This window comes from Lactobacillus sp. ESL0700, assembly GCF_029392095.1.
GTDB lineage: Bacteria > Bacillota > Bacilli > Lactobacillales > Lactobacillaceae > Lactobacillus.
Map to the genome: position 1 here is coordinate 148,119 of NZ_CP113930.1, position 21,208 is coordinate 169,326.

Genomic DNA, 21,208 nt, shown 5'->3' on the forward strand with positions numbered 1-21,208 from the left:
GGCAGTATGAAAGCTAATTTAAAATATATCTTATCGTGGCTGGCTGTGATGGTCTTGGGCTTTGCCCTAATTGATGTCCTGATTTTAGGCGGCGTGATTGATACCTTTATTGAAAACATGTTGGTTACAATCGGCATTAACATTATTTTGGCAACAGGTCTGAATCTGATTATAGGCTTTAGTGGGCAATTTTCATTAGGGCATGCCGGCTTTATGGCAATTGGCGCGTATGCCACCGCAATTATTACACAATATTGGAGTACAGAAATGGGCTTCATTATTTCCTTGTTTGTTGGGATAGCTTTAGCTGCGATTATTGCCGCAATTATTGGGACAGCAACGTTTATCAGGCTAAAGGGCGACTACTTGGCAATTGCAACTTTAGGCGCTGCCGAGATCATTCGCAATGTCATTAACAATTTAAAAATCACGGGTGGTTCTAGTGGGATGTTTAATATCCCCCAGCTGTGTTCATGGCCAACAGTATACGTTTTGGTCTGCATCACGACCGTTATTTTACTGAACTTTATTCGCTCACGTGATGGCCGAGCCATTAAGGCAGTGCGTGAGGATGAAATTGCGGCCTCCGCAATGGGAATTAATACAACTAAGTGGAAGCTAGCTGCCTTTGTCTTAGGTGGTGCGACGGCCGCAATTGCTGGCAGTCTGCACGCTTCTTATTTACAAACTATTGCACCAAGTGACTTTGGCATTATGGAATCAATCTCGATTTTAGTAATTGTTGTTTTGGGTGGTGTTGGCAGTATGACAGGCACCTTCTTGGCAGCGACTGTTTTAGGTGTTTTAGACACAGTCTTACAGAATTTTGGTTCGTTAAGAATGGTTATTTATGCGATTGCTCTGATTTTAATTATGATTTTTAAACCGTCGGGGCTGCTGGGCAACTGGGAATTTTCCTTTAAAAACTTGTTTGCTCGGTTTACGAAAAAGAAAGAGGCAAGATCATGATGCACTTATTACAAGTAGACCATGTTGTCCGCAAGTTTGGCGGTTTGACGGCGGTTAACGATGTTTCGCTGCATCTTGATGATCAAGAGTTAGTGGCCTTGATCGGACCAAATGGTGCTGGTAAAACGACACTGTTTAATCTTTTAACGGGGATGATTCCGGTAACTAGTGGAAAAATCGCACTGAATAAAAGCTCGCAGAACTATGATTTAACCAAGGCAAGTGCCACGAAGATTGCAGACTTGGGTTTGTCGCGAACTTTTCAAAATATTCGCCTGTTTAAAGATTTAACGGTAATGGATAACGTCTTAACGGCGATGACCAATAAGTATCATGAAGGCTTTATGACAGCTATTCTGCGACTGCCCAATTTTTATCAAACAGAGCGCGAAATGCGAGTAGCAGCAGAAAAGCTGCTGGCAATCTTTGACTTAACAGAAAATGCTAATACGCTGGCTAAAAATTTGCCGTATGGAACTCAAAGACGGCTGGAAATTGTGCGGGCATTAGCTACTAGACCACAAATTTTATTCTTAGATGAGCCGGCTGCGGGGATGAACCCAGAAGAAACGGCGGATTTAACCCAATTAATTAAGCATATCCAAACAGAATTTAAAATTACGGTTTTGCTAATTGAACATGATATGTCGCTAGTGATGAATTTGGCGCAGCGAATTTATGTTTTGGACCAAGGGCAGATTTTGGCAACTGGGACACCAGAAGAAATTAAGGCTAATCCAAAGGTAATCGAGGCCTACTTGGGAGAAGGTGACGAGTAATGGCAATGCTAGAAGTGAAAAATTTAGTGGTTAATTACGGCGTCATTCAAGCGGTCAAAGGCGTCAGCTTTAAAATTGAAAAGGGTGAAATTGTAACCTTAATTGGTGCCAATGGTGCTGGTAAATCAACCATTGTTAAAACAATTTCTGGTCTGTTAAAACCCAAGGATGGTGAAATTATTTACCAAGGTGCGGCGATTGAACACCAGAAGGCACCACAAATTGTGGCCGCTGGAATTTCACAGGTTGCCGAAGGTCGACATATTTTTGCAGGAATGACAGTCATGGAAAATTTGCAAATGGGTGCTTTTTTAGCCCGTGACAGGTCGCAAACAAAGCAGAGTTACGATGAGGTGTTTGCTCGTTTTCCTATTTTAAAGAAACGAAAAAATCAAGATGCGGCTACCCTTTCCGGTGGTGAGCAGCAAATGCTGGCAATGGGGCGAGCATTGATGGCAAGGCCCAAATTACTCTTGCTAGATGAGCCGTCAATGGGTTTATCACCGCTGTTTATCCAAGAGATTTTTACAATTATTAAGGAATTAAACCAAAGAGGAACGACAATTTTATTGATTGAACAAAATGCCAAGCAGGCACTAGCCATTGCTAATCGCGGATATGTATTGGCAACTGGCAATGTCCAATTATCTGGTACAGGTGCAGAATTATTGGCTAATCCTGATGTTCAACGAGTTTACTTTGGCGGTTAAGTTAGCAGATGAAAATAGGCATTCAACCGTAATGGTGAATGCCTATTTGTATGCAATGTAACACTATATTTTAATATATTTGTTAATTTTAAGCAGGATTATGGTAAAATTATCAAGCCGAATAAACTTGAATTTATTAACTGCAATGATAGTAAATATAATAATGGAGAATTATATGGCTGATAAATATAATAAAAAGAAACTGGCACAGAGTGCGGCCATTGCCAGACTTTATTATGAAGAAGATTTAGGCCAATCCGAGATCGCACACCAGGTTGGGCTTTCAAGGCCGACAGTTTCACGACTATTGAAATTGGCCCGTGAAACAGGCATCGTCGAGATTAAAATTTCTAATCCATTAATTAATAGTAATCGTTTAAGTGAACAATTATCGAAAAAGTTTAATTGTAAAATTTCAGTTGTTCCCAGCAATTTTAATGGTGAACTAACGGCGCTCAAAGGTGTGGGGGTATATACTGCGCAATATTTGCAGCAGCTAATTAAACCACATGATATTGTTTGCTTGGACTGGGGCAGGACAATTCATATGGTAACAAGTAGCTTGGAAAAGCAAGTTGTTCCCGACGTGCAGGTTGTCCAACTCCAGGGCGGCGTAAATATCAATAACGAGGAGACGTATGCAGATGAGAGTGTGTCTGAGTTTGCTGCTGCTCTTGGTGCAACTGCCCACTTCTTGCCGCTGCCGCCGTTTTTTGATAATAAAACTACTAAGGAAATCGTGGAAAAAGATCACTTTATTAATCAGGCATTGCAGTTAGGCCGCGCTGCTAATATTGCCGTTTATAGTGTCGGCGCGGTGCGCAAGGACTTATTGCTGTTTCAGCTAGGGTATTTTAATAAATCACAGAAAAAGCAGCTGCAAGAAAAGGCAGTGGGCGAAGTCATCTCGCACTTTATTGATTCTAATGGCGACATTGTTAGCCGCGAGCTTGATGAACGGACTGTCGGCATAGGATTAAAGGACTTAAAATCAAAGGACCACTCGATTTTAGTTGCCAGTGGAATTTTAAAGACGCCAGTCGTTTACGCCGCGATTAAGGCTGGCTATCCCAACGAACTTATTTTAGACCAGGCAATTGGGCAGGAATTACTTACCTATCAATGATCAGGCGTTAAATAGTGGGTCAATAACTTATTTTTATAGCCCAAAAACGACAGTTCTGTTAAAGAACTGCCGTTTTAATTTATTTGAAAAATAGTTGCTGGATTTTTTGAAATTGCTTTACCTTGATTAATTTTAATAAAACAATGCTGGCAACAATTGAGCCGATAATGGCAGCGCCAATAAAGCGCGGCGTGTAAACAAACCAGTAAAGATTGTTAGTGCTGCCGGTAAACAAGACCATCACCGGATAAGAAAGGAGCGACCCGATGATTCCAGTACCGATGATTTCACCGAGGCAAGCTGCCCAGACTTTGCCGGTTATTTTGTAAAAAATTCCAGCTAATACTGCACCGAAGATGGCACCAGTTAAAGCCAGCGGCGGAATGCCCATGATTAACATTCTGATAATCCCGCACAAAGTGGCCATGATGGTTACATAAACTGGCCCTAGCATCGTGGCACCAATCACGTTGATTACGCTAGACATCGGTGCCATCCCTTCCACGCGAAAGATTGGGGACAATACCACATCCAGCGCAATCATAATTGCCAAAATAGTAAGTTTTTCCGTTTGTTTCCCTTTGTTAGTCATTTTAACTCCCAACTAGCCATACAAAAAATCCCATTCGCACCATAGCGAACGGGATTTAGCTTAATTAGCCTATTCCTTGCGCTGGTATTGTCCAGATCAGGTTCATGGGTTTAATCTCAGCTCAAACGCACCCCATAGACTTTATTAATAAATATTAATCTTGATTATACGCTTTCAACAATATAAAAGAAAGCGGTAAATTATAGTTTCATTTTATTGTATGAAGTAACTTTTCTTTGCTTGTCACTCATGGTCATGATGGTAATTGACGCGTTACGTGGCCCCTCACTAACATCAAAATCACCAAAACGGTCAGCGATACTACGAATGGTAAAGCCGTGCGTTACTAGCAGAATATTTTCGGCCCCATCAAGCTGGCTGATTAAGTCGAAGCCCTGGTCAACGCGGTGCCAATATTCCTTGGCGTTTTCGGCATCGTGAAACGGATCGGCTTCCTTAATCCAATCGGTTGCCGTATCGATTGATTCATTCTTGAATAAGTCATAGTGGTTCTTATAACCGTGAGGCCCGCCAATCATTTGCCAAGCCATGTCACTGTCCATTCCTTCGAAGTAGCCGTAAAAGTGTTCGCGAAACAGCGGCGTTGCAATATGTTGGATTTCATCACGGTTAACATTGTGCTTGATGATAATGTCGCAGGTGTCGCTTGCCCGTTTCAAATCACTGGATAAGGCGATGTCAAACGGCACATTTTTCAGTGCTTCTCCTGCCTTATCAGCACCGGCAATTCCGTCCTCAGTTAAAGGGGTGTCACACCAGCCCTGCATCTTGTTGTACCGGTTAATATAAGTTTGTCCGTGACGGACGATATAAATTCGCTTCATTACTTTTTACTCCTTCAATTTAATTATCTATGATGATAAATTTGCTTAACTTTAGCGACATCTTGCGGCTCAATTGGGTAAATGGAGCCGGCAGGATACATAACGGACTTGCCCTTATTGTGGTTAAGACCAATCGCGTGGCCTAACTCGTGTTCGACAGTGTTGATAATCCGCTGATAAGTATAATCATACATAGGATTTAATAGATAATAAACATTTAATTTTATTTTAGCCTTGTAAAGCTGCTTAGTCTTGGGATTGTAAGTAATACCTGTCAAGCCTGTAGCTTTAGTGTCTGGGTCAAACGATGGCCCAATTGTAATTTGCGCCTGTTTCTTTTTACTAGTTTGGGTAAAAGTGAAACTACCGGTATCGTTCCAAGCACTAATGGCATCTTGAGTAGCCTGCGTTAATTCGGGATTATTGCCTAAGTTAATGTATACTTTGGCAGTCCTTTTTGGCCAATGGCAGTTTTTGCCCGAGTTTTTGGCGGTTTTTCGAGTTGGATGTTTAGCTAACACCACTTGACTTGGCGTGTTAACAGGACTAATAGCCGATACATAAAGGCTGCCTAGGGAAATAACAACCACTAATGCACAAGATAATTTACGTAAAAAATGTAAAAACTTTTCCATGATAAAATCATCCCCAATACAGATGATTATAGAAGTAAATTCATCATTTTTCACCACTTTTTAATAATCTTAGTAAATGAGCCCCAAGAATTATATATTAAGTTCATTTCGTGTTAAAATAGTATGCAAGTTTTGAAGAATAGGTGACTTTATGGTAAAAGCGATGGATGAAAAACAGTTTGAACAGAAGCATCTCGATGTCATCTTGAAGATGATTAAAGAGCGGCGGGCAGAATTAACTGCGGCGATTAAGTCGGCTGAAGGTGAAGCGCGTAACTTAAACTCGCATTTCTTCGATGATGTTCGGTTAGATTATGATGGTTATTCGACCTCAATGGAAACGGCCCTTTCTATTCACCAGCAGCAGCAACTGCTTGATGAACGTGAGAATGCTTGGCAACATTCTGCTAAGCAGCTCAGTACTGTTCAGCGACTGGAAAAAAAGCCTTACTTTGCCCGGGTAGATTTTAAAGAAGGCAATGAAAAGCCGGAAACGATTTATATTGGCTTAGGTTCGTTTGCGGATAAGGATAATCACTTTTTAATTTATGATTGGCGGGCGCCGATTTCTTCCATTTATTATGATGGCAAATTGGGGCAAGTTTCGTATCTGTCACCAGATGGTGAGATTACCGTTGATATGACAAAGAAGCGCCAGTTTATGATTGAAGATGGTCAGATTGTAAACATGTTTGATACCAATGAGTCAATCGGCGATCAGATGCTCTTAGAGGTGCTGGGAGAAAAGTCCAGCACGCAAATGAAGTCAATTGTGACGACAATTCAGCGTGAGCAAAATAAGATCATTAGAAATACTAGTGCTGATTTGTTGTTTGTCCAAGGGGCTGCTGGGTCAGGTAAGACTTCCGCAATTTTACAGCGGATTGCGTATTTGCTCTATCGCTATCGTGGAAATTTGACCAGTAGCGATGTAATTATGTTTAGTCCTAACCAATTATTTAATGACTATATTAAAAATGTCCTTCCAGAAATGGGTGAACAAAATATGGTCCAAATGACTTATTGGCAGTTTGTGGCTCGGCGGTTGCCGGGAATGAACGTGGAAAACCTATTTGATCAATTTGAGGATCAAAATGCGGATACGGCAATCGGTAAGTTTAAGGATTCGACGGCTTTCTTTAAATTGGTAACGCGTTATGCCAAGCACTTGAATAAGCGCGGCGTTGTCTTTAAGGACATCTTTTTCCGGAACAAGAAGCGGCCGTTTTTTGCTAAAGATAAAATAAATGAGATTTACTATTCATACAATTCTAACTATAATTTAAGTAATCGAATTGACGCAACGCGTGAAGAACTGATTAAGACGCTTAACCGCAAGATTAATGCGGAAACTAAAAAGGCCTGGGTGTCAGAAACAATTGAAAGCTTGAGTAAGGAGCAGTTGAATGCTCTTTATGACCGCCCAGACCAAGAATTTGATTCCGAAGAAAAAGAAGAAAAATTCTTGGGCCGCAAGATTGTAATTAAGGCCTTAGGCAAGGTTTACCAGCAAATTCGACACAATAATTTTATCAATATGCGTGCACAATACCTGAGCTTTTTGCGGGCAGTTCCAAAGATGACCGACCTTAATAAGTGGCAGATTAGTGCCACTGATTGGGCGAAGCACGTAGAAGACGTGAAGGCCAGCTTTATGAAGCATTACATTCACATGAATGATGTTTCGGCATATTTATATCTGTATGATTTAATTACCGGCCGCCACGTTAATTATGAGATGCGTTACACCTTTATTGATGAAATTCAGGATTATACGCCATTTCAATTGTGTTATTTGAAGTATAACTTCCCGCGGGCAAAATTCACGATGCTCGGCGATTTGAACCAGGCGATTTTTACTAAAGATGAAAGTCGCAGTCTGTTAAAGCAGATAAGTGGCTTGTTTGACCCAGAAAAGACGGCGGTGGTGCAACTAACCAAGTCATACCGGTCAACTAAGCAGTTAACCGACTTTACCAAGCAGATTTTACGGCAAGGCGAAAAGATTGAATCATTCAACCGTCAGGGACCAAAGCCGGCATTGTGGGGCCGCAAGGATGATACTGAAGCAATTGCGGTTTTAGAGCAAGTTCTGGAAGCTAATACTGCTGGCAAAATGACAACAGCAGTTATCACTAAGGATTTGGCAAGTGCCAAGTTTGTCAGTCAAAAGCTGAAAGAAGATGGCATCAAGGCAACACTGATTGCGACTGCTAACCAGCGGTTGGTTGACGGCACGCTGGTTATCCCGTCATACTTGGCTAAAGGACTGGAATTTGATGCCGTTGTCATGTGGGATGCCTCTAAGGCGAGTTACAATCAGGCAGATGAAATTCAACTGGTCTACACGATTACTTCACGCGCAATGTACAAGCTCGATTTGATTTATACAGGGGAGAAGAGTCCGCTATTAGCGGTTGACCCGCAAACATATGAAGAAAAATAGGAGGCAGATTGCTCGTGGAGAAGGAAAAATTCACTTTTAAAAGAATTGATGACATGTCGGGTCGCGACATGTTTTGTATTGCTCGCTTACGGATTAACACTTTCGTAACCGAACAAGAGATTACGGTGCCGGAATTAGACGATGAAGACTTAACGGCTATCCAAGTTTACTTATTAAATGAGGACAAGACGATGGCACTAGCTGTCTGCCGGATTTTTCTAGAAGATGGCAAGTGGATGTTGGGCCGAGTTGCAGTTGCCAAGGCGGCACGTGGACAAAAGCTAGGCAGTCAAATGATGGCCCAGGTGCATGATTTCCTGAAAAAGCGTGGCGCTGACCACTTGTATTGTCATGCTCAGTGGCAAGCTAAGCCATTTTATGATTATTTGGGTTATCAAGTGGTGGGCGAGCCCTTTACTGAGGCTGGCATTAAGCACGTAATGATGTCTTACGAATTATAATAGAAAAAAACTCACGTGGATTAACGTGAGTTTTTGTGTGCTTATTTTTCTTTAATTGCGTTAACTACCAGATTAATTAGAAGGTCGTTACCTAAGTCGGAAAAGTGCTGCCCATCAGCTTGGTAATAAGAAGCAAGCTGGGGTAAGTTGCGTAAGTTAGCAATTAAATCGATAAACGGGATGCTGTGCTGCAGTGCCTGCTTTTGTGCAATTTCATTGTAGCGAGCTAGGCTAGCTGCAGTGTAAAACTGCATGATGTTCTTGTTATCAGGGTTAGGATAAGAAGGTCCGACTAGTACGCAGCGACTAGCGTCAATTGCCGTAATCATTTTTTCTAAATTATGCTCGTAACGACTGCTTGATATGCCCCAATCTGATGCTGCATCATTAGTGCCAAATTCTAAGACAACTAGGTCGGCATTGTCGTCAATCAGTGGCAGCCGCATTAAGCCATCGGCAGTCGTCGCCCCACTCTGGGAAAAATTGGTTACGTGGAAGCCGCTACCAAGAGCTTTTTGTAAGCCATTAGTAATTAAGTTAGTGTCGTGACCATTGCGGTAGCCGTTGAATAAGGAATCGCCGAATAAAATAATATTTTTCATATAGTTTCTCTTTTCATTTTGATTAAAGCCAAAATATTTTGGTGCTAATATTTATTTACTTTATAATAGAAGAAAACGAATTGAAGGACAATTAAATGAAAAATTATTTGCAGTTTAATCGGGATCAGTGGGCGTCGTTTTCCGCGGGTAACCAGGTCAAAATTAGCCAGGATGAGCTGGCAAAAATCAAATCTTTGGGCGACGTTGTTAATTTAACTGATGTGCGTGAAATCTATGGCAGCTTAACAAAATATTTGTATTTAGTTTACCAAGAAAAGCGCGCTCTGCAGGATCGGCAGTGCGAATTTTTACACCAAAAAGTAACAGCGGCGCCGTTTATTATTGGGATTTCGGGATCAGTAGCCGTTGGTAAATCAACGACGGCACGGCTATTGCAGGTGCTCTTAAGTCGAACTTATCCCGAGTTGCGGGTGCACTTGATGACGACCGACGGCTTTATTTATTCTAATCAGGAACTGAAGCGGCGGAATATTTTTGATCGCAAAGGCTTCCCTGAAAGTTACAACATGAGTCTGTTGACTAACTTTTTGCAGGATGTCCTATCTGGTAAAGATGATATTGTTTATCCGCTCTACTCACAAGAGTTGAGTGATATTGTGCCGGGCCAATACGGCCATGTTAAAAAGCCAGATATTTTGATTATTGAGGGGATTAACACGTTGCAATTGCCGACCAACGGCCAAATTGTAACCAGTGATTTTTTTGATTTTTCAATTTATATCGATGCCGCAGAAGAACTGATTGAAAAGTGGTTCATGCAGCGCTTTGTTAGGGTGCTGGAACTAAATAAAAATAACCCCAATAACTTTTATTATGAAATGGCTAATGGCCCTCGCGAAGCGGCCTTGCAATTAGCTCAAGAAACTTGGCAGATGGTGAATCTGGTTAATTTACGTGAATATATTGCCCCAACTAAGCAGCGTGCAAGTTTGATTTTGCATAAAACTGCTGGACATTTAATCGATCAAATCTACCTTAGACACTTTTAATTTGCTATACTAAGAATATGAAGATTTATTTACAATTAATTGAAAAATTCGCTTTGCCTCCAGCGTGAATGACTTTGAATTTAGGCATTAAATATTTTTGAAATTTAAAGGAGTATAAACATGGTACAAGCAATTAATTTGAAAAAAGGTATGGTTTTTAGTCAAGATGGCAAACTGATTCGCGTATTGAAGGCTAACCACCACAAGCCCGGCAAAGGTAATACAGTTATGCAAATGGACTTGCGTAATGTCGAAAGTGGTGCAGTGGTCCACAAGACAATGCGGCCAACGGAAAAGGTTGACCTAGTTGATATTACGAAGAAAAATGCCCAATATTTGTATAATGAAGGTGATATTTATACCTTTATGGATACTGAAACTTACGAGCAATACGAAGTTTCCAGCGACCAATTGGGTGATGACAAGCTCTACTTAATTCCTAATATTGAAGTTCAGCTAGAATTCGCTAACGGCAGTAAGCTGTTGGGAGTTGAATTACCATCAACAGTTGTTATGAAGGTTACGCAGACTGAGCCGGGAATTAAAGGCGCAACTGTTACTGGCTCGGGTAAACCAGCCACAATGGAAACAGGCTTGGTTGTTCAAGTGCCTGACTTTATCACCGAAGGCGAGGACTTAGTAATTAACACTGATGGTGGAATTTACAAGTCAAGAGCCGAAGGCGGCAAGTAAAATAATATAACTATTAAGCTATGGTCAAGTTGACTGTAGCTTTTTACTTTTTTTGAATTAAATATACAAAAAACGATAACTTTTTGAGTTATCGCTTTTTTCGTTATAAATTTAATAACAAACTTTGCAAGGCGTGTAGCCTAATTTTTTCGCACGACTAAGAGAAATCTTTTTAATATGTCCGCGAGACCTTTTCAAAGTACGGCAATTACGTGAAGAATGATATTTTTTGCCATGCATAGTAGCAATATAAACAGTATAAGTTTTGCGATTGCTTCGTTTAGCTGTACGGTGGCTGGCTGCTTTAACAATCGTTGCACTGTTAGATTGGTTTACTTGAGTAGAATTGCCAGCATTAACTGTGCCGCTACTTAGTGCAAAAATGGTTAAAAAGGTAGTAATTGCTGCTAGTAACTTTTTGTAAAATTTATTCATGTCTCTATTCCTTTTAATTAATAGTTTTAAATAAATATTTAGTTATTTAGCTACAGTTTAGCACTTTTGTAGTATATCTAAAAATTAGTAATTGACAATTGACTTATACGATAGATACTTCTTAGCAATTATTTATAATATTTTTTTATCTATTCGTGACCTTAAAGACTTTTTAAAAAGAAACAAAAAAAGCAGTCAATTAAGGCTGCTCCCGGTACCTTACAAGTGGTCAAACTTGCATGCACACTCTACTTCGTACATGACGAAATATATTACTTATTCTGCTAAAATTATACCATAAATAAAATTTTAGCATGATAATTGTTATTGGTCTTGTTCATACGTTTTATGATTAATTGACAACAAAAAAACTGCAGTTTCAATAACTACAGCTTTTTGCTATTAATTTTGATATTCAATATCTTCTTTAGGATTGACTTTGAACTCCTTGTAATCAGTCTCTTGTAACAAGTCTGGTGTTAAGCGCACGCATCTAATCCGTTGGTTGTTATAAGTTGAATAATAGTAACTTCTGGATTCGGCGCAAATATAAGCACTGTAACAGGTATAGTCAAAGGTTGAATTTGGTGTGACAACGATGCCGCGCGGGATGCTAACAGGTTCCAGCATATGATGAGCAAGGCTAACAGCTGCGAGTTCATCAGCTGGCTGCTCCACATTGTTTTTCATAAAGGCAGTTCTGACAAAGCGAGAAACTGGGGTGTAGTCACCGGGCAAGCCAAAAGTTCCAGAACCTTGGCTGAATGGCTTTAAGGTTTTACCTAAAAAGTTAACGTCGTCATGTTGATGAGGCGTTACAGACAGGTAATTACGTAAATTAGTTTCGTGCCAATGATAATCAGGGCTGTTGGTCATGACACCAATTGAATCCTTGATGATATGAACACCATCTTCTTCAGGCTCAATAATCAGGCTTGCACCAGTTGTGTCTGAAAAGATGAAGTGTAGTGGCGAGACAGCCTTAAGTGTTGGGTTAGCGTCATTAACGATGGTGATTTGCTTTTGGAAAAGCTCGGCAACATCGTCTAAGTTGCTAGCTTGTGACAAAATAACAGAAATTATCTTGTCGGGTGATACTGCCCAGGTTCCAGCTTGAGCCTTTTCATGGTAGCTGGCATAGCCGGGGAAGTAAAGGGTCGCGCCCATGACGCCTTGGTCGTTAACACCATCAAAAGTTACAGGTGCATGATCGTAATCTTGAATTTGTCCTAAACCAAGAAAGGCTCTTTTACTGGTGATTTCTTGATTAGCGCTGTAAGCAACGCTAAAAGTTTTATTAATGGGGGTGTAGATGACTTGTTCAGCCATTTCCATCATAAAGTCCATTGTTCGTGACAAAAAGTGCTTTTTGTCCTTCGTTTCTAATGTAAAACTACTGCAACCAATCATTGATTTTCCTCCGTAAATTAATTGATGTATTTCCAAGATTATATAAGCTTTAGGGGGACAATTCAAGCAGTGGTTGTAAAATAATAGCTTATTGACATTTATTGTTGAATGATTATATTATTAATGTAATCAACTAGTTACATTTTGTAAAGGAGAGGTTACTTTGATCAAAAATAATCTTAAAATGTTACGAGCACAAAAGAATTGGACCCAAGCAGAATTGGCGGATAAAGTTGGTATTTCACGGCAAGCAGTGATTTCGATTGAGCGCTATAAATACATGCCCTCATTAGAATTAGCGTTTAAATTGGCAGGTGCTTTTGAATTATCAATTACTGATGTTTTTTATCAGGAGGAGCAAAAATGAATATTATGCTTAAAGATATTTTATGGGGAGTTTTTTCTTTAATTGGTGTTAGCTTTTTGGTGTATTTTACGTGTATTACTAAGAAGCGCAAAAATGATGAGCGCTGGCAGTTAATTGTGGCTAAGGCTAACAGTTTGACTTTGAATGTGGTATTGGCAGTTTCCATTGCAATGGTCTTTGTTATCTTAAATATTCCGCTTGATGGCCAGCAACTTAGAAGAATACTGGTAGGTTATTGCGTTGCATTGCCCTTTGTAATTTACGTATTGAAATTAGTTTTACTGATAATGTATGACCATCAATTATAAATAAAAATGTACTGATTAATTAATTTTTTCTTGTCTTAATAATTATCATTAAGATATAATCATATAGAACATGTAGTAAAGTCCTAAGGGCGGTGACTGCTTGCTTTCTGAAAGAAGATGATGCCTATGGTATTAATGGATCCATATTCCAATCTCTTAAAGGAAAGGAGTAGTCGGGTATTCTATGAATATCTTTATTGTGATTTATTCTATTGTTGCTTTAATTTTTAGAGTATTAATCAATTTGCTTAATGAGTTAACTCAATTTGTTAATTCATTAACTAATTTAATTACTGCAATCAATAGTTTAATTACAGCTTGGAAAAAATTCCTTGCAAAAAAATAATCCGTCCAGAGCTGAAAACTGACGGATTTATTAAAAAATATCTTAAGTAGTTACCGCTCTTATAGCGAAAACTACATGTTTATATTAAGAGTCGTGTTTACGCGACTCTTTTTATTCGTAATTATTTTAACATGCAATAGTTTAAAGCTCAATACTTTAACTAGAGCTTGACTACTTATTTTCTTTAATTACTTCATTCAACCTAGCGATTTGCTTTTTAGCTTTAAGCATTGATGTATACCAGATAAGTGCATAAACAATGATAAAAGTAATAGTATAAAGGCTCAGCCACAGGAAGTTTAATGGGAACCAGCCTGCTAAAATGGCTAAAGGTGTGAATAGACCAAACATCACAATGAAGTGAATGACCGTTTGCTTAGTGATGCTCCACTTTTCCTGCACGAAGACTAGGGAGGATGCGCCACCTAGAAAGCCCATCAGTGCCCAGAAAATTGCGGAAATTAGTGTGGCAAGAGTAACGGAATGAAAATGGTCGATAAATGGCGTACTTGACGGGATGAAATCGGTGGTTTGGTATGCGAGATTAAATGAGAGAGCCACAAGGAAGCCAATGGCAATTCCTGATAGTATTCCTGAGCAACCATAACGTAAAATCTTTTTAAATAACTTCATTTTAAAAATTCCTTTCTTAATTTTTGCATGTACCTTCTGGAAGTAAAGGTCGTTTCACCATTGGTCAGGTTAACTTGATAGCTTCCAGTTTTAGTTAAGGCTAAACTATCAATGCTTGCGATGCTGACAATTTCGGAGCTAGAGATTTGGATAAAAGTGTCGGGTGGCAATCTTTCGCTCAGTTCATATATTCTGGATTTAATCCGATAAACCTGCTGGCCGACTTCACAGACAACATGCTTATTTTGGGTGTAAAAGCGAGTGATTTCGTAAAGTGAAATCATTTTGATTTTGCCCGCAGCAGTTCCTTGAATTTGCCAGTCGTTGACAAGATGGGCAATTGCATCAGCCATTCTCTCTGATTTTGCGGTTTTTTCAGTTGTATTGATAGCAATCCAAGTTGGTTGAAATTTAGGATTTAGGTTAAATTTTACAAGCATGGCATTACTTCCTTTCTGTTAGTATTTTAAATATATTCGTTTTTGACTAAAATTGCTATCACTTGGAGATAAATGGTTGTTTTGGAAGGTTAAATGGTTAAATCATTTAGAAAATTTTCTTGACATTAACGCAAAATAAGATAAACTTAAGATAATTTAATTGGAGAAAGGAAATAATTATGATTCAATCGATTTCATTAAACATGAATAAGAGTTGGCAAAGCCGGCAGGATTGATCGTAATCGTCTAGAACGGGTACGATCTGGCAAACAGTTTGTATCCGTGCTGACTACTTTTTAACTTGACGAAGTTTGTCTGCATGGTAAAACGTGCAGCAGGCTTTGTGTCCTTAGGGCAGACCAGAGCAAATGCTGGTTTGCCTTTTTTTGTTATCAAAATGCCCCCGCTTAACAAAAAATAAGGAGAGAAAAATGAAGCGAATGCTCGCATTTATAAGTGCTATCTTACTGTTTCTTGGGGTTGACTTAGTTGTAGCTCCCAAGGCAGCTAGTCAAACTAACCAAACTGCACCTAAGACGGAAGTTGTGCATGTCGGTATTTTACAGATGATGACCCACCCAGCACTTGATCAGATTCATCAAGGTGTTGTTGCCGGTCTGAAGGAAGAGGGACTAACTACTGGCAAGAATTTGAAAATTGATTTTCTAAACGCTCAGGGTGACCAAAGTAACTTGAAGACAATGTCCCAGCAGCTAGCCAATAAGGACTCGCTGCTGGTCGGGATTGCCACACCAGCGGCACAGGCGCTAGCAAATAGTGCACCGAAAACGACACCAATCATTTTGGCAGGTATTTCTACCCCAGCAACTAGTGGCTTAGTCAAGAGTGAAGCCCATCCTGGCGGCAACATTACGGGTACCTCGGGCCTCAACCCAGTTACCAAACAGTTTGAATTAATGCACGCGGTTATGCCACATGCAAAGAAAATCGGTATCATCTACACGTCATCCGATCATGGCGGTCAAACTAACGCTCATGCTTTTGCCCGTGTTGTGAAACAAGCAGGCCTCATTCCAAAACTGTATACAATTTCTAACACCAATGATCTCCAGCAAGTAGCCAGCCAGATGGTAAGCCAAGTCGATATGGTTTATGCCCCACAAGATAATGGCGTGGCTTCGGCAATGAAGACACTGGTAAACGTTGCTAACAACGTCAATATTCCGGTCTTTCCGTGTGCGGAAACAATGGTGCCGGATGGCGGGTTAGCCTCTTACGTTATCAGTCAAAAAGAGATGGGCAGAGTTGCCGGCGTAATGGCAGCGAAAGTTTTGCGTGGTAAAAATCCGGCAACGTATCCGGTTGCGACGGTTAAGAGCGGCTATTACATGATTAATAAAAAAGAAATGCGTAAATTACATATTAAAATTCCAGCAGCGATTATGCGCGCTGCTAGTCAACATGGGAAGGTGATCAAATGAATTTAATAACTTCAAGCATTGGGCAAGGACTATTATGGGCTCTCTTAGGTATCGCCTTGTTTTTAACATTTCGGATTCTAAACTTTGCTGATATGACGGTTGAAGGAACATTCCCGTTGGGCGCAGCGATTACGGTAACGGCGATTACTAAGGGTGTTTCGCCACTTGTAGCTACTCTTTTAGGCTTCTTAGGTGGTGCTGCTGGCGGGTTAATCACCGGTTTGCTTTATACTAAAGGTAAAATTCCAATTTTGTTGGCAGGAATCTTGGTAATGACCGGCTGCTTGTCAGTTAACTTGCGAATTATGGGTGGGTCAAACGTCTCTTTGTTAGGACAAAAGACCTTCTTCTCAGCTAAAATCTTCCAATCACTGCCCCGGTATTTTGATAGTGTCCTAATTGGTGGTGGCACGATTATTCTAATCACTATTTTAATTGCCCTGTTTTTAGAAACTGATTTAGGGCAGGCATTTATTGTAACTGGTGATAACCAAATGATGGCGCGGTCTTTGGGCATTAACACCGATAACATGACAATTCTTGGGTTGTCCTTGTCGAACGGTCTAGTCGGTCTAGCTGGTGCCTTAATTGCGCAAAGTAATGGTTATGCGGACGCCAACATGGGAATTGGGATTATCGTAATTGCCTTGGCCTCAATCATTATTGGTGAAGTAGTCTTTGGCTATTTGACCCTTAATCAGCGGTTAATCGCGGTTATCTTAGGTAGTATTATTTATCGGTTTGTCTTATTAATTGTTTTGCAACTAGGCTTTTCAACTAATGACCTGAATTTGATTTCCGCAATTATCTTAGCGGTTTGCTTAATGCTACCGACATTGCGGCACGCGTTGAAATTAGACGGAATTTTACGTAAAGGAGTGAGCCAATATGGAAAATAAACAGGCAGTTCTGACTTTAGACAAGGTGACAACAGTTGTTAATCAACACACTCCGGCGGCTGCGAAAATTTTGCGCGAGCTATCGCTGACAATTAATCAAGGCGATTTTATTACGATTGTGGGTGCCAATGGTGCTGGTAAATCAACTTTGTTTAATACGATTAGCGGGTTGATTACGCCGACAACAGGCAAGATATTGCATCAGGGTCAGGAAATTACCCACCAGTCAGTTGAAAAAAGGACCAGTTTTATCAGTCGCGTTTTCCAAGATCCTAAGATGGGAACCGCACCAAGAATGACCGTTGCCGAAAATATCGTGCTTGCTAAAAAGCGGGGCGAGCGCCGCAGGCTGCACTTGCGCAAGTTAGGAGCGCATAAAGCACAGCTGCAAAAGATCGCGGCCCAGATGGGTAATTCACTAGCTGAAAAATTGGATACACCAACAGAACACCTATCAGGTGGGCAAAGGCAGACATTAAGTTTTTTAATGGCAACCATCAAGCGTCCAGACATTCTGTTATTAGATGAGCACACGGCAGCGCTGGATCCGAAAACCAGTCGCGAGTTGATGGCACAGACCAGCCAAATTGTGACCGAGCAAAAGTTAACCTGCTTAATGATTACGCACAGTATGGAAGATGCTCTTAAATACGGTAATCGTCTGTTAGTGCTGCGAGCTGGCCAAATTGTCGCTGACCTTAACCAAGAACAAAAGTCAAAGCTAACTTTAGAAGAGCTAATGGCAACCTTCGTTGTTGATGAATAATATTGAAGAAAATGTGGTTTTCACTTGATATATTTGTATAATAATACAGAGGTGAAATCATGGAATTAGGTTCGATATCGGGATGGGTAACCGCATTTGCCGAGATTGCAGCTGTGTGTGTAGCGCTGTTCTTGCCTTATTACGAGAATAATCAGGAACGCAATAAACGTTCACGCAACTTACGGTTAATTTTTAAGGCTTTTATCAAAGATGCGCTGGAAGAAGACGATACTAAAAAGCTGGAATCATATTTTAAAATTAGTTATTTGATTAATGACAATGAGGATGATGAGCAGATTTTTTCATTAATCCAGCAGGCAATTATGGTAATTAACGACCACCAAATTACTGCTGAACAAAAAGAAAAAGAAGTTCAAGAAATTGTTGATTGCATTGATTAATAAAACCACGTCTAGTGTTTAGGCGTGGTTTTTTACTTGAAAATGGTTAATTTTAAAAATATTAGTTTATTAGTAGTAAACTAGGGATTAACAACGGAGGTTTAATAATGAAAAAGATTGATGGACACTTGCATTTAGTGCGCTCACTTGCCGGCTTTAATGGGAAAGGCAGCCTAACAGCTCTGGGCAATGGCCGGGCGATTTGGGATAATGATCAAACCGTGATTAAGCTGCTCCCAGATGGGTGGGGCGATGATACCTTTACTGCTGAATCGGCGCTAAAAGTCTTGGCAGCTAACGATGTTGCTAAAGCTGTTTTATTGCAGGGCAGTCTATATGGCTTTCAAAATTATTATTCTTATCAGGCAGTTAAAAAATATCCTGATCACTTTATTGGTGCCTTTTCGGTAGACCCGTTTAGCGAATTTTACATGCAAATTGTTAAGCGGCATGTTGAAAAATTGGGCTTTAGGGCGATGAAGTTTGAAATTAGTCAGGGTGGTGGCATGACTGGGTATCACGTGACCACGCCGTTTCGGTTGGATACCGATCCGCGCATTGGTCGCATTTTTCATTATCTTAGTGATTATCCCGGCTTTGTGGTTACTGTGGATTACGGTGATTATTCACAAGTTAGCTATCAGCCGGAGGCAATTGTCAACTTGGCTAAAATGTACCCTCAACTAGACTTTGTGGTTTGCCACTTGTCTTTTCCAAATGCTGATCATTTAGATCGCCTGCAAAATGCACTAGAGCAGTGGCAGCCTTATCACAATATCTATACTGATATTGCGGCAATTCAAGATATTGAAGGTGAAACTGCTGAACCATTTACGCGCTGTCAAAAAGATGTCACACTTGCTAAACAAATCTTAGGTGCTAAGCGGATTATTTGGGGCAGTGATGCACCGTGGTCAGCCACCTTTAATTCTTATCAAAGTTTGGCAACTTGGTTAGAGCGGACTACGATTTTTACTCCAGATGAACTGGCGGATGTGATGTATAACAATGCGGAGCGAATTTATTTTAAAAAAGCGGCAATCGCGGCTGTTAAGGCGGCTAATGAAGGTTAGTCACTAGAAAGGAAAGTTTAATGAAACAAAAAGTATTGGTAACTGGGAAGGCTCCCGAGCCAGGAATTAAAAAGCTGCAGGCAGAATTTGATGTTACTTATCCACTAGATAAGCCATTTTCACGTGGAGAAGTATTACGAATGCTGCCCGAATATGATGGTTTGCTTCTGATGGGGCTAAAAGGCGATCGCGAGTTAATTGATGCCGGTACTAATCTGAAAATTATTGCTACAAGCGGTGTGGGATTTGACCATATTGATATTGATTACGCCCAAGCTAAGGGGATTGTGGTCGCTAATACTCCGCAAGCAGTACGGATGCCAACAGCGGAAATGACCATTGCATTATTATTGGCAACTGTGCGCAAGTTACATGTGTATGATCAGAATTTACGCTCGGGTAACTGGCTTGATGTTGGTCAGCCCCAGAATATGGGGATGAGCCTGGAAGGTAAGACCTTGGGTATTTACGGCATGGGACGAATTGGCAGTACTGTCGGTCAATTTGCCCAAGTGTTGGGGATGAATGTCATTTATAATAAACGGCACCGCTTAAGTCCCGCTAAGGAGCAGGAACTTAATGTTAAATATGCGGATTTTTCAACGTTGATTAAGAAGGCGGATATCATTACCTTGCATGCTCCATTAACGCCGCAAACTGCCGGAGTTTTTGACAGTAATGTTTTTAACCAAATGAAACCTACGGCCTATATTATTAATACGGCGCGGGGCAAGTTAATTAACCAAGCGGATTTAATTACTGCTTTAAAAAATAAAACAATTGCTGGTGCGGGACTTGATGTGTTTGAAACTGAACCCGAAGTCCCAGAAGCTTTACGGGCATTAGATAATGTAGTGCTATCGCCGCATGCGGGTACTGGAACCTTGCAAGCGCGGACGGCGATTGCTGCAGAAGCAGCGACAAATATCATTGCTCTATTGCGAGATGGCCAAGCTAAAAATATGGTTAATCAGGTTGCGCAATATTTATAAGGAAGAAATAAGACAAAACAGGCTGAAAAGTAGTTGCTTTCCAGCCTGTTTTATTTGGTTAAAGTTGAACCTGAATGACTTGTATCCCAGCTTTAATAAAGCCATCAATAATCTTCTTTGGTGTAAAAGAGTCGGTTATTAGTAAATCAATGTCGGTTGCTTGGCAAATTGTGAAGTTAGAGAATTGCTTAAACTTACTATAATCAGCAACCACAATTAATTTTCGAGCATGTTTAATAATTGCTTCGTTGACTTTGGCTTCCTCAATAAATGGCGTAGAAACGCCACGATTTAAACTAAGCCCAGCACAGCCAATGATTGCCCAATCGGCATAAATTTTTAAAAATGGTTCAATTGCTAAATCACCACTCATAATCATTTTGCGGCTGATATTGCCACCACTTAAAATAATTTTGCTATTGCTGGCACGCATATCTAAATTTCCGGCATAACCATTATTAGTTAAGATATTAACGTCCTTTTTTAATAAATATGGGATGGCTTCAAAGGCGGTTGTACTTGAATTAACAAAGACCCAATTATGTTTTTCAACGTGAGATGAAGCCTCCTTACCAATTCGTTGCTTGATGTAACTTACAGAGTCTGTAAACGGAATTTCTTCAGGCTTAACTAAGGAAATAATCCCTTTTTCTTGTTCGATTTGCCCCTGATTGGCTAAATTACTGCAATCACGGCGAACTGTCATTATTGATACGCCTAGTTTTTTACTAAGGTCATCTAACGAAATGTTTTTTTGATGATTTAGCAAGTCGATAATTTTTTTTCTTCTATTTTTTATTTCTTGGTATGAATTTTTCATTTTAATTC

Annotated in this window: 25 protein-coding genes and 1 riboswitch; of the genes, 16 read left to right on the forward strand and 9 right to left on the reverse strand. The window is 40.2% G+C overall.

Annotated features, from left to right (window positions below; translation table 11 throughout):
• Positions 1 to 6: 6 nt before the first annotated feature.
• From OZX63_RS00745 to OZX63_RS00760, 4 genes are all read left to right on the forward strand, one after another.
• Entirely contained in the window at positions 7 to 969 is a 963-nt protein-coding gene (locus tag OZX63_RS00745; protein WP_277143758.1) for a branched-chain amino acid ABC transporter permease, read from the forward strand.
• Positions 969 to 1,748, forward strand: coding sequence for an ABC transporter ATP-binding protein (locus OZX63_RS00750; RefSeq protein ID WP_277145070.1), 780 nt, complete (start codon positions 969 to 971; stop codon positions 1,746 to 1,748). Before OZX63_RS00745 ends, OZX63_RS00750 begins: the two co-directional genes overlap by 1 nt.
• Positions 1,749 to 1,753: 5 nt before the next feature.
• A complete protein-coding gene (locus OZX63_RS00755; protein ID WP_277145073.1) occupies positions 1,754 to 2,458 on the forward strand; it encodes an ABC transporter ATP-binding protein in 705 nt (234 codons plus the stop codon).
• 175 nt (positions 2,459 to 2,633) lie between these two features.
• Positions 2,634 to 3,584: a sugar-binding domain-containing protein gene (locus tag OZX63_RS00760; protein WP_277143760.1), complete on the forward strand. Its 951-nt coding sequence runs from the start codon at positions 2,634 to 2,636 to the stop codon at positions 3,582 to 3,584.
• A 79-nt stretch (positions 3,585 to 3,663) separates the two neighbouring features.
• On the opposite strand, the gene thiW is transcribed toward OZX63_RS00760, so the two are convergent.
• The 3 genes from thiW to OZX63_RS00775 all read right to left on the reverse strand — a co-directional run bounded on the left by thiW (position 3,664) and on the right by OZX63_RS00775 (position 5,656).
• Positions 3,664 to 4,176, reverse strand: a complete 513-nt coding sequence (gene thiW / locus OZX63_RS00765) for an energy coupling factor transporter S component ThiW (RefSeq protein ID WP_277143762.1) — start codon at positions 4,174 to 4,176, stop codon at positions 3,664 to 3,666.
• Positions 4,177 to 4,231: 55 nt separating this feature from the next.
• A riboswitch (TPP riboswitch) is annotated at positions 4,232 to 4,321 on the reverse strand.
• Between the two features lie 55 nt (positions 4,322 to 4,376).
• On the reverse strand, positions 4,377 to 5,021 hold the full coding sequence (locus OZX63_RS00770) for a histidine phosphatase family protein (RefSeq protein ID WP_277133174.1): 645 nt from the start codon (positions 5,019 to 5,021) through the stop codon (positions 4,377 to 4,379).
• A 23-nt stretch (positions 5,022 to 5,044) separates the two neighbouring features.
• Positions 5,045 to 5,656, reverse strand: a complete 612-nt coding sequence (locus OZX63_RS00775) for a matrixin family metalloprotease (protein ID WP_277143763.1) — start codon at positions 5,654 to 5,656, stop codon at positions 5,045 to 5,047.
• A gap of 151 nt (positions 5,657 to 5,807) precedes the next feature.
• Between OZX63_RS00775 and helD the strand changes: the two genes are divergently transcribed.
• The gene (helD, locus tag OZX63_RS00780) at positions 5,808 to 8,102 is read left to right on the forward strand and encodes an RNA polymerase recycling motor HelD (protein ID WP_277143765.1); all 2,295 of its coding nucleotides are present in this window, start codon (positions 5,808 to 5,810) and stop codon (positions 8,100 to 8,102) included.
• A gap of 14 nt (positions 8,103 to 8,116) precedes the next feature.
• On the forward strand, positions 8,117 to 8,563 hold the full coding sequence (locus OZX63_RS00785; RefSeq protein WP_277143767.1) for a GNAT family N-acetyltransferase: 447 nt from the start codon (positions 8,117 to 8,119) through the stop codon (positions 8,561 to 8,563).
• 41 nt (positions 8,564 to 8,604) lie between these two features.
• Here OZX63_RS00785 and OZX63_RS00790 read toward each other — a convergent pair whose 3' ends face one another.
• On the reverse strand, positions 8,605 to 9,165 hold the full coding sequence (locus OZX63_RS00790; RefSeq protein WP_277143769.1) for an SGNH/GDSL hydrolase family protein: 561 nt from the start codon (positions 9,163 to 9,165) through the stop codon (positions 8,605 to 8,607).
• 95 nt (positions 9,166 to 9,260) lie between these two features.
• On the opposite strand from OZX63_RS00790, the gene coaA reads away from it, so the two are divergent.
• Both coaA and efp read left to right on the forward strand, forming a co-directional pair.
• Complete coding sequence (gene coaA, locus OZX63_RS00795; protein ID WP_277143771.1) at positions 9,261 to 10,175, forward strand: type I pantothenate kinase; 915 nt, start codon at positions 9,261 to 9,263, stop codon at positions 10,173 to 10,175.
• A 120-nt stretch (positions 10,176 to 10,295) separates the two neighbouring features.
• On the forward strand, positions 10,296 to 10,868 hold the full coding sequence (efp, locus tag OZX63_RS00800) for an elongation factor P (protein WP_277143773.1): 573 nt from the start codon (positions 10,296 to 10,298) through the stop codon (positions 10,866 to 10,868).
• A gap of 111 nt (positions 10,869 to 10,979) precedes the next feature.
• On the opposite strand, the gene OZX63_RS00805 is transcribed toward efp, so the two are convergent.
• Entirely contained in the window at positions 10,980 to 11,303 is a 324-nt protein-coding gene (locus OZX63_RS00805) for a hypothetical protein (protein WP_277143775.1), read from the reverse strand.
• Between the two features lie 402 nt (positions 11,304 to 11,705).
• Entirely contained in the window at positions 11,706 to 12,713 is a 1,008-nt protein-coding gene (locus OZX63_RS00810) for a choloylglycine hydrolase family protein (RefSeq protein ID WP_277143777.1), read from the reverse strand.
• Positions 12,714 to 12,876: 163 nt separating this feature from the next.
• On the opposite strand from OZX63_RS00810, the gene OZX63_RS00815 reads away from it, so the two are divergent.
• Entirely contained in the window at positions 12,877 to 13,080 is a 204-nt protein-coding gene (locus OZX63_RS00815) for a helix-turn-helix transcriptional regulator (protein ID WP_277143779.1), read from the forward strand.
• Positions 13,077 to 13,388 (forward strand): DUF2178 domain-containing protein, encoded by a 312-nt coding sequence (locus OZX63_RS00820; protein WP_277143781.1) that lies wholly within the window; start codon positions 13,077 to 13,079, stop codon positions 13,386 to 13,388. Before OZX63_RS00815 ends, OZX63_RS00820 begins: the two co-directional genes overlap by 4 nt.
• A gap of 517 nt (positions 13,389 to 13,905) precedes the next feature.
• Here the strand turns inward: OZX63_RS00820 and OZX63_RS00825 are convergent.
• Both OZX63_RS00825 and OZX63_RS00830 read right to left on the reverse strand, forming a co-directional pair.
• Positions 13,906 to 14,367 (reverse strand): DUF3021 domain-containing protein, encoded by a 462-nt coding sequence (locus tag OZX63_RS00825; protein WP_277143783.1) that lies wholly within the window; start codon positions 14,365 to 14,367, stop codon positions 13,906 to 13,908.
• Complete coding sequence (locus OZX63_RS00830; protein WP_277143785.1) at positions 14,364 to 14,807, reverse strand: LytTR family DNA-binding domain-containing protein; 444 nt, start codon at positions 14,805 to 14,807, stop codon at positions 14,364 to 14,366. Before OZX63_RS00830 ends, OZX63_RS00825 begins: the two co-directional genes overlap by 4 nt.
• 431 nt (positions 14,808 to 15,238) lie before the next feature.
• On the opposite strand from OZX63_RS00830, the gene trpX reads away from it, so the two are divergent.
• From trpX to OZX63_RS00860, 6 genes are all read left to right on the forward strand, one after another.
• A complete protein-coding gene (trpX, locus tag OZX63_RS00835; RefSeq protein ID WP_277143787.1) occupies positions 15,239 to 16,249 on the forward strand; it encodes a tryptophan ABC transporter substrate-binding protein in 1,011 nt (336 codons plus the stop codon).
• Positions 16,246 to 17,148 carry an ABC transporter permease gene (locus OZX63_RS00840; protein ID WP_277143789.1) on the forward strand — a complete coding sequence of 301 codons (903 nt, stop codon included), beginning with the start codon at positions 16,246 to 16,248 and terminating at the stop codon, positions 17,146 to 17,148. The genes trpX and OZX63_RS00840 overlap by 4 nt, the downstream gene beginning before the upstream one ends.
• Positions 17,138 to 17,914 carry an ATP-binding cassette domain-containing protein gene (locus tag OZX63_RS00845; RefSeq protein WP_277143790.1) on the forward strand — a complete coding sequence of 259 codons (777 nt, stop codon included), beginning with the start codon at positions 17,138 to 17,140 and terminating at the stop codon, positions 17,912 to 17,914. The genes OZX63_RS00840 and OZX63_RS00845 overlap by 11 nt, the downstream gene beginning before the upstream one ends.
• A 59-nt stretch (positions 17,915 to 17,973) precedes the next feature.
• The gene (locus OZX63_RS00850) at positions 17,974 to 18,315 is read left to right on the forward strand and encodes a hypothetical protein (RefSeq protein ID WP_277143792.1); all 342 of its coding nucleotides are present in this window, start codon (positions 17,974 to 17,976) and stop codon (positions 18,313 to 18,315) included.
• A gap of 107 nt (positions 18,316 to 18,422) precedes the next feature.
• Positions 18,423 to 19,388 (forward strand): amidohydrolase family protein, encoded by a 966-nt coding sequence (locus OZX63_RS00855; RefSeq protein WP_277143794.1) that lies wholly within the window; start codon positions 18,423 to 18,425, stop codon positions 19,386 to 19,388.
• Positions 19,389 to 19,408: 20 nt separating this feature from the next.
• The gene (locus tag OZX63_RS00860; RefSeq protein ID WP_277143796.1) at positions 19,409 to 20,380 is read left to right on the forward strand and encodes an NAD(P)-dependent oxidoreductase; all 972 of its coding nucleotides are present in this window, start codon (positions 19,409 to 19,411) and stop codon (positions 20,378 to 20,380) included.
• Positions 20,381 to 20,438: 58 nt separating this feature from the next.
• Here the strand turns inward: OZX63_RS00860 and OZX63_RS00865 are convergent, their stop codons facing one another.
• Positions 20,439 to 21,200 carry a DeoR/GlpR family DNA-binding transcription regulator gene (locus tag OZX63_RS00865; RefSeq protein WP_277143798.1) on the reverse strand — a complete coding sequence of 254 codons (762 nt, stop codon included), beginning with the start codon at positions 21,198 to 21,200 and terminating at the stop codon, positions 20,439 to 20,441.
• Positions 21,201 to 21,208 lie beyond the last annotated feature (8 nt).

Bases quoted from the DNA above. Each gene is read 5' to 3' on its own strand.
- OZX63_RS00820 (WP_277143781.1), top strand. From the start codon at position 13,077: ATGAATATTATGCTTAAAGATATTTTATGGGGAGTTTTTTCTTTAATT.
- OZX63_RS00830 (WP_277143785.1), bottom strand. From the start codon at position 14,807: ATGCTTGTAAAATTTAACCTAAATCCTAAATTTCAACCAACTTGGATT.
- OZX63_RS00770 (WP_277133174.1), bottom strand. From the start codon at position 5,021: ATGAAGCGAATTTATATCGTCCGTCACGGACAAACTTATATTAACCGG.
- OZX63_RS00865 (WP_277143798.1), bottom strand. From the start codon at position 21,200: ATGAAAAATTCATACCAAGAAATAAAAAATAGAAGAAAAAAAATTATC.
- OZX63_RS00750 (WP_277145070.1), top strand. From the start codon at position 969: ATGCACTTATTACAAGTAGACCATGTTGTCCGCAAGTTTGGCGGTTTG.
- OZX63_RS00810 (WP_277143777.1), bottom strand. From the start codon at position 12,713: ATGATTGGTTGCAGTAGTTTTACATTAGAAACGAAGGACAAAAAGCAC.
- OZX63_RS00860 (WP_277143796.1), top strand. From the start codon at position 19,409: ATGAAACAAAAAGTATTGGTAACTGGGAAGGCTCCCGAGCCAGGAATT.
- OZX63_RS00825 (WP_277143783.1), bottom strand. From the start codon at position 14,367: ATGAAGTTATTTAAAAAGATTTTACGTTATGGTTGCTCAGGAATACTA.
- OZX63_RS00790 (WP_277143769.1), bottom strand. From the start codon at position 9,165: ATGAAAAATATTATTTTATTCGGCGATTCCTTATTCAACGGCTACCGC.
- efp (WP_277143773.1), top strand. From the start codon at position 10,296: ATGGTACAAGCAATTAATTTGAAAAAAGGTATGGTTTTTAGTCAAGAT.
- coaA (WP_277143771.1), top strand. From the start codon at position 9,261: ATGAAAAATTATTTGCAGTTTAATCGGGATCAGTGGGCGTCGTTTTCC.
- OZX63_RS00845 (WP_277143790.1), top strand. From the start codon at position 17,138: ATGGAAAATAAACAGGCAGTTCTGACTTTAGACAAGGTGACAACAGTT.
- helD (WP_277143765.1), top strand. From the start codon at position 5,808: ATGGTAAAAGCGATGGATGAAAAACAGTTTGAACAGAAGCATCTCGAT.
- trpX (WP_277143787.1), top strand. From the start codon at position 15,239: ATGAAGCGAATGCTCGCATTTATAAGTGCTATCTTACTGTTTCTTGGG.
- OZX63_RS00805 (WP_277143775.1), bottom strand. From the start codon at position 11,303: ATGAATAAATTTTACAAAAAGTTACTAGCAGCAATTACTACCTTTTTA.
- OZX63_RS00855 (WP_277143794.1), top strand. From the start codon at position 18,423: ATGAAAAAGATTGATGGACACTTGCATTTAGTGCGCTCACTTGCCGGC.
- thiW (WP_277143762.1), bottom strand. From the start codon at position 4,176: ATGACTAACAAAGGGAAACAAACGGAAAAACTTACTATTTTGGCAATT.
- OZX63_RS00840 (WP_277143789.1), top strand. From the start codon at position 16,246: ATGAATTTAATAACTTCAAGCATTGGGCAAGGACTATTATGGGCTCTC.
- OZX63_RS00745 (WP_277143758.1), top strand. From the start codon at position 7: ATGAAAGCTAATTTAAAATATATCTTATCGTGGCTGGCTGTGATGGTC.
- OZX63_RS00755 (WP_277145073.1), top strand. From the start codon at position 1,754: ATGCTAGAAGTGAAAAATTTAGTGGTTAATTACGGCGTCATTCAAGCG.
- OZX63_RS00850 (WP_277143792.1), top strand. From the start codon at position 17,974: ATGGAATTAGGTTCGATATCGGGATGGGTAACCGCATTTGCCGAGATT.
- OZX63_RS00775 (WP_277143763.1), bottom strand. From the start codon at position 5,656: ATGGAAAAGTTTTTACATTTTTTACGTAAATTATCTTGTGCATTAGTG.
- OZX63_RS00760 (WP_277143760.1), top strand. From the start codon at position 2,634: ATGGCTGATAAATATAATAAAAAGAAACTGGCACAGAGTGCGGCCATT.